Here is an 11611-nt window from a genome sequence, read left to right on the forward strand (position 1 = left end):
CCGCCGCGGCCGCCCCCACCCCGCGGGCGGGGGCGGGGCGGCGAAGCGCCCCACCCCAGGGTGGGACGCGGTGACCGACAGCCCTCGCGGGCCGCGGCCGGGATGCTTACGGCTGCGGGTACGCCTTGAGCTCGCCGTCCGAGGTCAGCACCACCAGGGTGCCGGTTGGCGACACCTGCGGCGTTGCCAGGATGGCCGAACGATCGGCGCGCACGCGGCCTTCGATCTGGCCGTTGTCGAGATTGATCCAGTGCAGGTAGCCCTGGACGTCACCGACCACGGCGAAATTGCCCTGCACCGCCGGCGTGGTCAGCCAGCGACGCGCCAGGACTTCCTGCTTCCACATGGCGGTGCCGCCGGCGCGGTCCAGCGCCCAGACGGTGCCGTTGTTGTCGGCCACCACCACCTTGTCGGCCGCCAGGCCCAGGCCGCCATAGCTGCCCACGTCACGGGTCCAGAGCGGGCGTGCGTCGGCAAGCGAAATCGCCATGGTCTGGCCGCGGAAGCTGGTGGCATACAGTTCGGACAGCCCGACCTGGATTTCACCGTCCACGTCCGCCAGGCGCTCGAGCTCGTTGCGGCCATCGGGCTGGGCAATCAGCTGTTCCCAGGCGCGCAGGCCGTCGGCCGCGCGCAGCGCGATCACCGCGCCGTCGTCGTAGCCCACGAACACCAGTTCGCCGCCGGCAACGGGCGAACCGTTGCCGCGCACGCTCAGGTTGGGCAGGCTGCGGTCGAACACCCACTTGCGGGTGCCGTCCGCGGCATCCAGGCCGAAGGTGCGGCCGTCGCCGCTGCGCACGATGACCAGGCCCGCGTGCACCAGCGGCGCGGAAATGACTTCCGAGGTCACGGTGGTTTTCCAGCGCTCGGCGCCGGTTTCTGCGTCCAGGGCCACGACTTCGCCGTTGCGGCCACCCACCACCACCAGGCCAGCGCCGACGCCCGGGCCGCCGGTCAGGCCAGCCTCGGTGGCCTTGCGCCGCCAGAAGAACAGCCGGCTGCCCTGCTTGCCGGTTTTTACAACTTCCGAATCCCACAGCGTGTCGCCGGAGTTGATGTCGATGGCCAGCACGCGGCCCGAATCGTTGGAGACGAAGACACGGTCACCTTCGATGGCGGGGCGCTGACGCAGCCCCAGCTTGGCCTGGTTGTCACCCAGATTGACCGTCCAGCTGGCCTTCGGCGAGATCGTGGCGTTGATGTCCACCAGCGCGGCCGGCGCGATGGCCTTGGCCTTGTCGTCGCTCAGCCAGCCCTTGACGGTGGTGCAGCCGGTGGCGAGGACGAGCACCAGGGCGAGGATCAGGGTGCGAAGCGACATGCGTTCAGGTCTCCGGCTGTGCGTTCGGCGAGCCGCCCGCATCGGTAAGTTTCATTTCGACCATCGGACGGGTCGGGGCGGCGACGTCCAGCGAAGCAAGCGCCTTTTCGTAAGCGGCGCGGGCGGCATCGCGGCGGCCCAGGGCCAGCTCGGCGTCACCGCGGGTTTCCGCGGCAAGCGCCGGGAAGGACGTGTCGGAGATGGCGTCCAGGCGCTTGATGGCATCTTCGTGCCGGGCCATGGACGACAGCAGGCGCGCAGCGCGCAGCTGGGCCAGTTCGACCAGCAGCGGGTCGGCCTTTGCGCCCTGTGCGGCATCGAGCACCTTCAGCGCCTCGTCGTCCTTGCCCTGCGTGTGCAGCAGCTCGGCCCGGCGCATCGCCGCCAGCACCGGGTACGGCGAGTCGGGGAACGACTGGGAAAGCGAGGCGGCGTGGGCGCCGGCCTTGGTGTCGTCCTTGGCGTCGATGGCAGTGTTGAAGGCCTGGTATTCGGCCGCGGCGTCCACAAGCTTCTGGTCCTGCTGGACCTGCCACCACTGCCAGCCACCCAAAGCCGCCAGGCCAAGGGCAATGCCGCCAATCAGCGAAGAGCCGTTGTTGCGCAGCCAGGCGCGAACGCGTTCGCCCTGTTCGTATTCGTCAATCTCGTCCATGGATTACTTCTTCAGGTCCACGCGATGGCGCGGACGGGGTGGTGGGGACACCGCTGGCGCTACGCCCGGGGTCAGTCGCCCGCAGGCGCGGGTTTGCCCGCAGAGGATACCGTAAACCGGGCGACGTTCGCGGTGCGGTAAGGCGCCAGGTCAAGCGCCTTGTCCGCGAAGCTCACGTCCACCGCTTCGGAGTTGCCCAGCGTAATGTGGCCCACCTGTCCGGCGGCATAACGGCGTTCGGCGCCAGCCTCGACCAGGCCTCGCTCGACGCGTGCACCCTGTGCATCCAGCACTTCGACCCAGCTTTCGGCCTTGAAGCGCAGCACCAGGCCGTCCGACGGCGCGCCCTTCTTGGGGAACGGCGCCATCGAGGCCATCATCGGTGCAGGGTCCTGGGCGGGGGTGGCCTGCGGGGCCGCGGCGGTGGTGCTGCCCGGCGCCACGGCGTCCGCCGCGTCAGAAGCCAGAGGCAGAGCGGTGTCGGTCGCGTCGAAGGCCACTTCGCTGGGCGCAACGGCGGCCGATGCCTGGGCCTGCACCATGTCGGGGCTGGTTTCCAGGGTGAGCACCTGGGGCGGGTTCTGGTGCTGGTAGTAGCGGGCGGCGAAGTACACGGGCACCACCAACAGACCGGTCATCACCAGGTAGACACCGTTGCGCACCGCGCTGTTGAGGGCGTGGCGCAGCCGTGAGCTCGAGCCCATGGCCACCAGCTGCGGCGTCGGCTTGGTCTGCGCCGCCTGCTCGGCCAATTCCGCCGGCAGGCCGACCAGGCGCAGGTAGCTGCCCAGGTAGCTGCGCACGTAAATGGGCGCGCCCAGGCGCGGCCAGTCGTCGAGCTCCATGGCCTGGACGATCGCCACCGGCAGCTTCAGCTGCTGCCCCACCTGTTCCATGCTCAGGCCGGCCGCCTCGCGCCCGCGCCGCAGACGCATGCCGATAGGGTCGTGGAACAACACGTCCTGGATGACTTCAGTGCTCATGGCTGGAACGACCCCTCCGTGGCGGGCGACGTTGGCTCCTGGACCGGGAATTCGTCCTGGAGGCGTTGGCGGTGGCGTGCGGCGGCGGCGCGGTCGCCCGCGGCGTCTTCAATGCGGGCACCGAGCTCGACCAGGGCGGCGGTGGGCGTGCCCACGGCCTCGCGGCGCTGGTAGAACGCGCGGGCGCTCATGTAGTCGCCGCGCTGCAGCTGCAGTTCCGCCATTCGCTCGAGCAGCGCCGGATTCGTCGGCGCCAGCTCGATGCCCTGGCGAAGGTACTGCGCCGCCTTGTCGGCCTGCCCCACCTGCTGCGCGCATTTGGCGGCGTTGAAGTAGGCCAGTTCCTTGTTCTTGTAGAACACGTCCTTCACCGCACGTGCGAACAGCTCGTCCGCACCGGCCGCATTGCCTTCCTGGCACAGCCAGATGGCATAGACATTGAGCACGTGACCCGTATCCGGGGCCAGTTTCGCCGCCCGCGCGTAGTGCTCGCCGGCACGTGCGCCGTCGTCGAGCTTCTCGCGGATCATGCCCAGCACCACCTGCACGTCGGCCGAGTTGGGGTCGCTGCGGAGCGCGCGGTTGGCGCGGTCCATGGCGTATTCCAGCCGGTCCGAGGCCAGGTAGCTCTGGGCCAGGCTGAGGTTGGCCTGGCCCTTGTTGCTCATGGCCGAATGCAGGGCGGCGGACTGCTTCGCGCCGGGATCGCTCGTTCCGGGCCCGGTGGCGCAGCCGGCGGCCAGGGCGATGGCGGCGGCAAGGCAAAGGTGGCGCATGGCGTCATGCCGCATCGTTGATCCCCTGTTGTTCGAGCTTTCGCTTGAATTCGGACTGGCGCCGCGTGCGGTCCATCACCTGGCCCTTGAGCTGGCCACAGGCCGCGTCGATGTCGTCACCGCGGGTGCGGCGGACCATCGTGAGCACCTTCTGGTCGAGCAGGATCTTCTGGAAAGTGCGGATGTCGGACTCTTCCGACCTTTCGAAACGGGTCCCGGTGAAGGGGTTGAACGGGATCAGGTTGACCTTGGCCGCGTCGTCGCGCTGCACCTGCGCGTCGAACTTGCGCATCAGCTTGGCCAGCGCGCGCGCGTGTTCGGGCTTGTCGTTGACGCCCTTCATCATGGTGTATTCGAACGTGATCGAAATGCGCGGCTTGCGCAGCGCATAGCGCACGCAGGCGTCTAGCAGTTCGGCAATCGGGTACTTCTTGTTCAGCGGCACCAGTTCGGTGCGCAGGTCGTCGTCGGGGGCATGCAGCGACACCGCCAGCGACACGTCACTGACCTCGGAAAGCTTGTCGATCATCGGCACCAGGCCGGCGGTGGACAGGGTGACGCGCTTGTTGGCCAGGCCGAAGCCGTTGTCGTCGCGCATCAGGCTCATCGCGCGCACGACGTTGTCGAAGTTCAGCAGCGGTTCGCCCATTCCCATCATCACGACGTTGGTGAGCTTGCGGTGCATGTGGGTCTTGTTGCCGAGATGCTTCGACGCGGTCCACACCTGGCCGATGATCTCGGCGGTGGACAGGTTGCGGTTGAAGCCCTGGGTGGCGGTGGAGCAGAACTGGCAGTTCAGGCCGCAGCCGACCTGGCTGGACACGCACAGCGTGCCGCGGCCCTTGTCGGGAATGAACACGGCCTCGATGGCGTTGGACGTGTCCATGCCCAGCAGCCACTTGTGCGTGCCGTCGGTGGAGCCCTTGTCCAGCACCACGTTGGGCGGGCGGATTTCGCAGTTGTCTTCGAGCTTGCTGCGAAGCGCCTTGCCCACGTCGGTCATCAGCGAGAAATCGGTGACGTGCTGGTGGTACATCCACTTCATCAGCTGGTGGGCGCGGAAGCGCTTCTCGCCGAGGGTTTCGGCGAAGAAGCGTTCCAGCCCCTCGCGATCGAGGTCGAACAGGTTCACCCGCGCCGGCTCGGCCGGCGCGAGAGTGCCCAGCGCCGGGTTTACCAGCAGCGGGATGGACTTGTCCGGAAGCTCGTTCACGACGTCATTGGCTCAGCGCGGGCAAAGCTCGGTGGCGGCGAAGAAGTACGCGGTTTCAATCGCGGCATTCTCCGTGCTGTCCGAACCGTGCACGGCGTTGGCGTCGATGGACTGCGCGAAATCGGCGCGGATGGTGCCCGGCGCGGCGTCCTTCGGATTGGTGGCGCCCATCAGGTCGCGGTTGACCTGCATGGCGTTCTCGCCTTCCAGCACCTGGATCATCACCGGGCCGGAGATCATGAACTCGACCAACGCGTTGAAGAACGGACGCTCGCGGTGCACGGCGTAGAAACCTTCGGCTTCCTTGCGCGAGAGGTGCTTCATCTTGGCAGCGACGACCTTCAGGCCGGCCTTCTCGAAGCGGGAATAGATTTCGCCGATGACGTTCTTGGCGACCGCGTCGGGCTTGATGATGGAAATGGTGCGCTCCAGCGCCATGGTGTAACTCCGTGGGTTCTAGGGGTTTGGGAGCTCGTGAATTTAACACAATTCCCCATCCAATCGGGGGTTTAGCGTCCATCCCTGTGAACTTCCGCAGGTATGGCCGGTTCGGCAGACCGGTTCCGTAGGGGCGGGACGTTCGGTCAATTGATTCAATCGTACATTTGACTGTCACGCTGGCGGCGCTACACTCACCAACATCCGTTTGAATCGAGCGCTGGCCGGCCATGACCACGACCCACTTCAACACCAAGGAACGCATCCTCGGCGCCGCCGAAGAACTGTTCGCCCAGCACGGCTTCGCGGGCACGTCCCTGCGCCAGGTGACCAGCCGGGCCGACGTCAACATCGCGGCGGTCAATTACCACTTCGGCAGCAAGGAAAACCTGGTGAACGAGGTCTTCCGGCGCCGCATGGACGAGATGAGCGAGCGCCGCCTGGCCCAGCTCAAGCTGGCCCAGGAAGAGCGCCCGGGCGACCTGGAGGCCATCCTGGCCGCCTTCATCGAGCCGCCCCTGGCCCTGACCATCGACCGCCACGGCGGCTCGGCCTTCGTGCGCGTGCTGGCCCGCGCCTTCGCCGAAAAGAACGACCGCCTGCGCAAATTCCTGTCCGACAACTATGGCCACGTGCTGCGCGAGTTCGCCAAGGCCATCGGCGCCGCCGCACCCCACCTGGCCAAGGAAGACCTTTACTGGCGCCTGGACTTCACCGCCGGTGCACTGACCTACGCCATGGCTGATTTCGGCCTGATCAAGCGGCCCACCGGCGTGTCCGAGAAGACCCACTGTGAGAAGGCCGCCCAGGCCCTGATTTCCTTCGCCGCTGCCGGCCTCCGGGCCGACTGACCCTTTCCCCAGCCTCCCCCACGGAGTCATTGACATGCCGCAACTTCGCATCCGCAAGGTCGCCGTCCTCGGTGCAGGCGTGATGGGCGCGCAGATCGCCGCCCACCTCGTCAACGCTGACGTCGACACCATCCTGTTCGACCTTCCCGCCAAGGAAGGCCCGCCCAACGGCATCGTCGACAAGGCTATCGCCAACCTGGGCAAGCTGTCGCCGGCCCCGTTCGCCAGCAAGTCCAAGGCCGCCGCCATCACCCCGGCCAACTATGACCAGCACCTGGACCTGCTCAAGGACTGCGACCTGATCATCGAGGCCATCGCCGAGCGCATGGACTGGAAGAAGGCGCTTTACGACCGCATCGAGGCCTATGTGGCCCCGCATGCCATCCTGGCCTCGAACACCTCGGGACTGAGCATGAACGGCCTGGCCGAGGTCCTGCCCGAGTCGCTGCAGTCGCGTTTCTGCGGCGTGCACTTCTTCAACCCGCCCCGCTACATGCACCTGGCAGAGTTAATCCCTTGCACGAAGACTGACAAGCAAGTGCTTGAAGGGCTTGAAACTTTCCTCGTGACCACCTTGGGCAAGGGCGTCGTCTACGCCAAGGACACCCCGAACTTCATCGGCAACCGCATCGGCGTGTTCTCCATCCTTTCGACCCTGCACCATACGGCCGCCTTCGGCCTGGGCTTCGACGAAGTGGACGCGCTCACCGGCCCGCTGCTGGGGCGCCCCAAGTCGGCTACCTACCGCACGTCCGACGTGGTCGGCCTGGACACCATGGCCCACGTCATCAAGACGATGGCCGACACCCTGCCCGACGACCCGTGGCACCAGTACTTCGCCGCCCCGGCCTGGCTCAAGGCCCTGATCGACAAGGGCGCGCTGGGCCAGAAGACCGGCGCCGGCATCTTCATGAAGAAGGGCAAGGACATCGTGGTGCTTGATCTCAAGGCCCAGGACTACCGCCCGGCCACCGGCGCCGCCGACCCGGAAGTGGTGGCCATCCTCAAGAACAGGAACCCGGCCGAGAAATTCGCCCAGCTGCGCGCCAGCCAGCACCCGCAGGCGCAGTTCCTGTGGGCCATGTTCCGCGACCTGTTCCACTACAGCGCCTACCACCTGGCCTCGATTGCCGAGACCGCCCGCGACGTCGACCTGGCCATCCGCTGGGGCTACGGCTGGGCCCTGGGCCCGTTCGAGTCCTGGCAGTCCGCCGGCTGGAAGCAGGTGGCCGAGTGGATTGCCGAGGACATCGTGGCCGGCAAGGCCATGTCCAGCGCGCCGCTGCCCAACTGGGTCTTCGACGGCCGCGACGGCGTGCATGCGGCCGAGGGCAGCTTCAGCCCGGCCCACAATGACAAGCTGCCGCGCTCGAACCTGGCCGTCTACAACCGCCAGCGCTTCCCCGACCCGGTGCTCGGTGAAAACCAGCCGACCGGCACCACCGTGTTCGAAACCGACGCCGTGCGCATGTGGCACGACGGTGACGGCATCGCGGTGGTGGGCTTCAAGTCCAAGATGAACACCGTTTCCGACGGCGTGCTGGCGGGACTGCAGCAGGCCATCGACCTGGCCGAGAAAGATTTCCAGGGCCTGGTGATCTGGCAGGCGAAGGATCCGTTCTCGGCCGGTGCCGACCTCTCGGGCGCCATGGCGTCCCTGCAGGCGGGCAAGGTGGACGAGTTCGAGGCGATGGTGAAGACCTTCCAGGCCACCAGCCAGCGCATCAAGTACGCGCTGGTGCCGGTGGTGGCGGCGGTGCGCGGCCTGGCCCTGGGCGGCGGCTGCGAGTTCCAGATGCATTCGGCGCGCACCGTGTTCGCGCTGGAGAGCTACATCGGCCTGGTCGAGGCGGGCGTAGGCCTGCTGCCGGCCGGCGGCGGACTGAAGGAAATCGCGGTGCGCGCTTCGGCGGCCGCGGGCCCGGGCGGTGACGTGTTCGCCCAACTCAAGCCCTACTTCGAAGCCGTGGCGATGGGCAAGGTGTCCGCGTCCGCGCTCGAAGCCAAGGAGCTCAAGCTGGCGCGCGAGTCCGACGTGGTGGTGTTCAACCAGTACGAGCTGCTTTACGTGGCCAAGGCGCAGGCCAGGGCCTTGGCCGAGTCGGGCTACCGCCCCGCCCTGCCCGCCCGCCAGGTGCAGGTGGCCGGCGACGTGGGCATCGCCACCTTCAAGATGATGCTGGTGAACATGCTCGAGGGCCGCTTCATCTCCGAGCACGACTACGAAGTGTCCAGCCGTATCGCCACGGTGCTGTGCGGCGGTGAAGTCGACCGCGGCGCACTGGTGGACGAGGAGTGGCTGCTCAAGCTCGAGCGCGAACACTTCGTCGCGCTGGCCCAGATGCCCAAGACGCAGGAACGCATCCTGCACATGCTCAAGACCGGCAAGCCGCTGAGGAACTGACCCCATGACCAAGCAAATCCAGGACGCCTATATCGTCGCCGCCACCCGCACCCCGGTCGGCAAGGCCCCGCGCGGCGTTTTCCGCAACACCCGTCCCGATGAAATGCTCGCCCACGTGCTGCGTGCCGTGGTTGCGCAGGTCCCCGGCATCGACCCGACCCGCATTGACGACGCCATCATCGGCTGCGCCATGCCCGAGGGCGAGCAGGGCATGAACGTGGCGCGCATCGGCCTGCTGTTGGCCGGCCTGCCGAACGTGATTGCCGCGCAAACCATCAACCGCTTCTGCTCGTCGGGCCTGCAGGCCGTGGCCATGGCCGCCGACCAGATCCGCCTGGGCAACGCCGACCTGATGCTGGCCGGCGGCACCGAGTCCATGTCCATGGTGCCCATGATGGGCAACAAGGTGGCCATGAGCCCGCAGGTTTTCGCGCGCGACGAGAACGTCGCGATCGCCTACGGCATGGGCATCACGGCCGAGAAGGTGGCCGAGGAGTGGAAGGTTTCCCGCGAAGACCAGGACGCGTTCGCGGTGGAATCGCACCGCAAGGCGCTGGCCGCGCAGGCCGCCGGTGAGTTCGCTTCGGAGATCTCGCCCTACCAGGTGATCTCGCGCCAGCCGGTGATGGGCAGCAACGCCATCAAGCTGCGCGAGCTGCTGGTGGAGCACGACGAAGGCCCGCGCGCCGACACCAGCATGGAAGGCCTGGCCAGGCTGCGCCCGGTGTTCCGCAACGGCGGCAGCGTCACGGCGGCGACGTCATCGCAGATGTCGGACGGTGCGGCCGCGGTGATGCTGGCTTCGGAAAAGGCCATCAAGGAATACGGCCTGACCCCGCTGGCCCGCTTCGTCAGCTTCTCGGTGGCCGGCGTGCGTCCGGAGGTGATGGGCATCGGCCCGATCGCGGCCATTCCCAAGGCGCTCAAGCAGGCCGGCCTGACCCAGGACCAGATGGACTGGATCGAGCTCAACGAGGCCTTCGCGGCGCAGGCCCTGGCGGTCATCCGCACCTGCGGACTGGACCCGAGCAAGGTGAACCCGCTGGGCGGCGCCATCGCCCTGGGCCACCCGCTGGGTGCCACCGGCGCCATCCGCACGGCCACCATCGTGCACGGCATGCAGCGCCACAAGGCCAAGTACGGCATGGTCACGATGTGCATCGGTACCGGCATGGGCGCGGCGGGCATTTTCGAGTCGCTCTAATCCAGGCCCCACGCAAGCAACGGGCCCTTCGGGGCCCGTTTTTTTTGGCGCCCCTCCGGCGCCAGGGCGTCAGCGGAAAGCGAGTGCGCTCAGGCCAGGCGCGTGCCGTCAGGGACGGGGCGCTCCAGGGTGGTCAGGACGACGCCGTCTTCGGTGGGGAAGCCGGTCAGCAGGAACTCGGACAGGAACGGGCCGACCTGCTTGGGCGGGAAATTGACCACGCCCACGATCTGGCGGCCAACCAGATCCTGCGCGCCGTAAAGCGCCTTCACCTGGGCGCTGGTCTTGCGCACGCCCAGTGGACCGAAGTCGACCCAGAGCTTCCAGGCGGGCTTGCGCGCTTCGGGGAACTCGTCCACCCGCAGCACGGTGCCGGCGCACAGGTGCACCTTCTCGAAATCGGCCCAACTGATGATGGTCGATTCATCGCTGCTCATATCGCCCTTCCCTCCCGCCGGTCCTGCCACGCGTCGCGCGCCTGGTACCACCAGTAGCTGAGCTGGGCGCCGAGGAAGCCCGCGGGCTTGAGCGCGGAGACCAGGCCATAGCGGCTGAATTCGCGCCAGCGCGGGTCGTTCTCGGCAATGGCCGCGGCAAGCACTTCACCGGCGAACGTGGTGGGGGCAACGCCGTGGCCGCCGAAGGCCTGGCCCAGCCACAGGCCTTCGTCAATCTGGCCGACCTGGGGCATCTGGTGCCGGGCGTAGCTCATCAGGCCCGACCAGGCGAAATCGATGCCGATGCCTTCCAGCTGCGGATAAACCTTCAGCAGGTCGCGCAGCAGCAGGCGCTTCACCGCCTCCGGCGATCGGTCACGCACGGAAATGCGGCCGCCCCAGAGGATGCGGCTGTCGGGCAGCGCCCGGTAGTAGTCGAAGGCGAAGCGTGTGTCGTAAATGGCGGCTCGCGTGCGGATGACGTCGTCCAGGCGTGCGCCCAGCGGCTCGGTAACCATGACGTAGGTGGCGATGGACAGCACACCCGCATCCACGTCCCGGCGCAGGCCGGCGAGGTAGCCGCCGCAGGACAGCACCACCTGCTTCGCCAGCACCTCACCCTGCGGCGTCCGCACCCGCCAGCCCTGCCCCACCCGCTCCAGCGCGATCGCCGGCGAGCCTTCGTGAAGGGCCACGCCCAACTCGCCGGCGACGCGGGCCAGGCCGTGCGCGTAGTCCAGCGGATTGAAGTGCAGCGCATTGCGCTCGAACAGGGCCTCGCTGTAGCGCCGGGTGGTCACCAGCCCGGCCAGCTGTTCACGCGACACCCAGTCCCAGGACGTGCCGAAGTGCTCGGCCAGCAGCGCCTGCCGCGCCCGCAGTGGCGCCGGGTCGCGGAACCAGTTCGCCCAAAGCACACCGGCGTCGGTGGACTGGCAGGCGATCGCGTGCCTGGCAATACGGGCGCGGATCAGGTCCACCGCGTCCTGCGTGCCCTGGTACAGGCGCCGCGCCGCGACCGGGCCCAGCTCGGCCAGCAGCGCATCTTCGCCGCGTGAAAAACCACCGAAAACAAAGCCGCCGTTGCGGCCGGAGGCGCCGTGGGCGACGGTATCGGACTCGAGCACCACCACGTCACGCTGGCCGCGTTCGGCCAGGCCCAGCGCGGTGTTGAGGCCGGCGAAACCGGCGCCAACGATGCATACCGCGGCTTCGCGCGTGCCCGACAGCGGTGGGTGCGTTGGCGCGGTCGCCGCGCTGGCGCGGTAGTAACTCGCAAGCCCGGTCACCGGCTTCCCCGCCTCAGCGCGCCAGCGCCGCGCGCCA

The 11611-nt window shown here is 67.9% G+C and carries 11 protein-coding genes; 3 read left to right on the forward strand and 8 right to left on the reverse strand.

Translation table 11 applies throughout. The features are described 5' to 3' along the window. Window positions 1–106: 106 nt before the first annotated feature. The 6 genes from bamB to ndk all read right to left on the reverse strand — a co-directional run bounded on the left by bamB (window position 107) and on the right by ndk (window position 5389). Window positions 107–1324 (reverse strand): outer membrane protein assembly factor BamB, encoded by a 1218-nt coding sequence (gene bamB, locus K0M70_RS09910; protein ID WP_290781710.1) that lies wholly within the window; start codon window positions 1322–1324, stop codon window positions 107–109. A gap of 4 nt (window positions 1325–1328) precedes the next feature. Next, window positions 1329–1979 (reverse strand): tetratricopeptide repeat protein, encoded by a 651-nt coding sequence (locus K0M70_RS09915; RefSeq protein WP_290781711.1) that lies wholly within the window; start codon window positions 1977–1979, stop codon window positions 1329–1331. Between the two features lie 71 nt (window positions 1980–2050). After that, window positions 2051–2962, reverse strand: a complete 912-nt coding sequence (locus K0M70_RS09920) for a helix-turn-helix domain-containing protein (RefSeq protein WP_290781712.1) — start codon at window positions 2960–2962, stop codon at window positions 2051–2053. After that, complete coding sequence (gene pilW / locus K0M70_RS09925) at window positions 2959–3738, reverse strand: type IV pilus biogenesis/stability protein PilW (protein WP_290781713.1); 780 nt, start codon at window positions 3736–3738, stop codon at window positions 2959–2961. Before pilW ends, K0M70_RS09920 begins: the two co-directional genes overlap by 4 nt. Window positions 3739–3742: 4 nt before the next feature. Continuing rightward, window positions 3743–4903, reverse strand: a complete 1161-nt coding sequence (gene rlmN, locus K0M70_RS09930) for a 23S rRNA (adenine(2503)-C(2))-methyltransferase RlmN (protein ID WP_290781719.1) — start codon at window positions 4901–4903, stop codon at window positions 3743–3745. Between the two features lie 60 nt (window positions 4904–4963). Beyond that, the gene (gene ndk / locus K0M70_RS09935) at window positions 4964–5389 is read right to left on the reverse strand and encodes a nucleoside-diphosphate kinase (RefSeq protein ID WP_290781714.1); all 426 of its coding nucleotides are present in this window, start codon (window positions 5387–5389) and stop codon (window positions 4964–4966) included. A gap of 230 nt (window positions 5390–5619) precedes the next feature. On the opposite strand from ndk, the gene K0M70_RS09940 reads away from it, so the two are divergent. Genes K0M70_RS09940 through K0M70_RS09950 form a run of 3 tightly spaced genes read left to right on the forward strand, consistent with a single transcriptional unit; the run spans window position 5620 to window position 9848 of the window. Continuing rightward, on the forward strand, window positions 5620–6240 hold the full coding sequence (locus tag K0M70_RS09940; RefSeq protein WP_290781715.1) for a TetR/AcrR family transcriptional regulator: 621 nt from the start codon (window positions 5620–5622) through the stop codon (window positions 6238–6240). A gap of 34 nt (window positions 6241–6274) precedes the next feature. Further along, window positions 6275–8644, forward strand: a complete 2370-nt coding sequence (locus K0M70_RS09945) for a 3-hydroxyacyl-CoA dehydrogenase/enoyl-CoA hydratase family protein (RefSeq protein ID WP_290781716.1) — start codon at window positions 6275–6277, stop codon at window positions 8642–8644. Window positions 8645–8648: 4 nt separating this feature from the next. Beyond that, on the forward strand, window positions 8649–9848 hold the full coding sequence (locus K0M70_RS09950; RefSeq protein ID WP_290781717.1) for an acetyl-CoA C-acyltransferase: 1200 nt from the start codon (window positions 8649–8651) through the stop codon (window positions 9846–9848). 89 nt (window positions 9849–9937) lie between these two features. Here K0M70_RS09950 and K0M70_RS09955 read toward each other — a convergent pair whose 3' ends face one another. Further along, window positions 9938–10285, reverse strand: coding sequence for a tRNA-binding protein (locus tag K0M70_RS09955; protein ID WP_290781718.1), 348 nt, complete (start codon window positions 10283–10285; stop codon window positions 9938–9940). After that, window positions 10282–11574 (reverse strand): FAD-binding oxidoreductase, encoded by a 1293-nt coding sequence (locus tag K0M70_RS09960; RefSeq protein WP_290781720.1) that lies wholly within the window; start codon window positions 11572–11574, stop codon window positions 10282–10284. The genes K0M70_RS09955 and K0M70_RS09960 overlap by 4 nt, the downstream gene beginning before the upstream one ends. Window positions 11575–11611 lie beyond the last annotated feature (37 nt).

This window comes from Arenimonas sp. (genome assembly GCF_019459675.1).
Lineage (GTDB): Bacteria > Pseudomonadota > Gammaproteobacteria > Xanthomonadales > Xanthomonadaceae > Arenimonas.

What these genes read in the sequence shown, in the direction of transcription:
- K0M70_RS09955 (WP_290781718.1), bottom strand. Translation starts at nt 10,285, where the DNA reads ATGAGCAGCGATGAATCGACCATCATCAGTTGGGCCGATTTCGAGAAG.
- K0M70_RS09920 (WP_290781712.1), bottom strand. Translation starts at nt 2,962, where the DNA reads ATGAGCACTGAAGTCATCCAGGACGTGTTGTTCCACGACCCTATCGGC.
- K0M70_RS09950 (WP_290781717.1), top strand. Translation starts at nt 8,649, where the DNA reads ATGACCAAGCAAATCCAGGACGCCTATATCGTCGCCGCCACCCGCACC.
- K0M70_RS09945 (WP_290781716.1), top strand. Translation starts at nt 6,275, where the DNA reads ATGCCGCAACTTCGCATCCGCAAGGTCGCCGTCCTCGGTGCAGGCGTG.
- pilW (WP_290781713.1), bottom strand. Translation starts at nt 3,738, where the DNA reads ATGCGCCACCTTTGCCTTGCCGCCGCCATCGCCCTGGCCGCCGGCTGC.
- K0M70_RS09940 (WP_290781715.1), top strand. Translation starts at nt 5,620, where the DNA reads ATGACCACGACCCACTTCAACACCAAGGAACGCATCCTCGGCGCCGCC.
- ndk (WP_290781714.1), bottom strand. Translation starts at nt 5,389, where the DNA reads ATGGCGCTGGAGCGCACCATTTCCATCATCAAGCCCGACGCGGTCGCC.
- K0M70_RS09915 (WP_290781711.1), bottom strand. Translation starts at nt 1,979, where the DNA reads ATGGACGAGATTGACGAATACGAACAGGGCGAACGCGTTCGCGCCTGG.
- bamB (WP_290781710.1), bottom strand. Translation starts at nt 1,324, where the DNA reads ATGTCGCTTCGCACCCTGATCCTCGCCCTGGTGCTCGTCCTCGCCACC.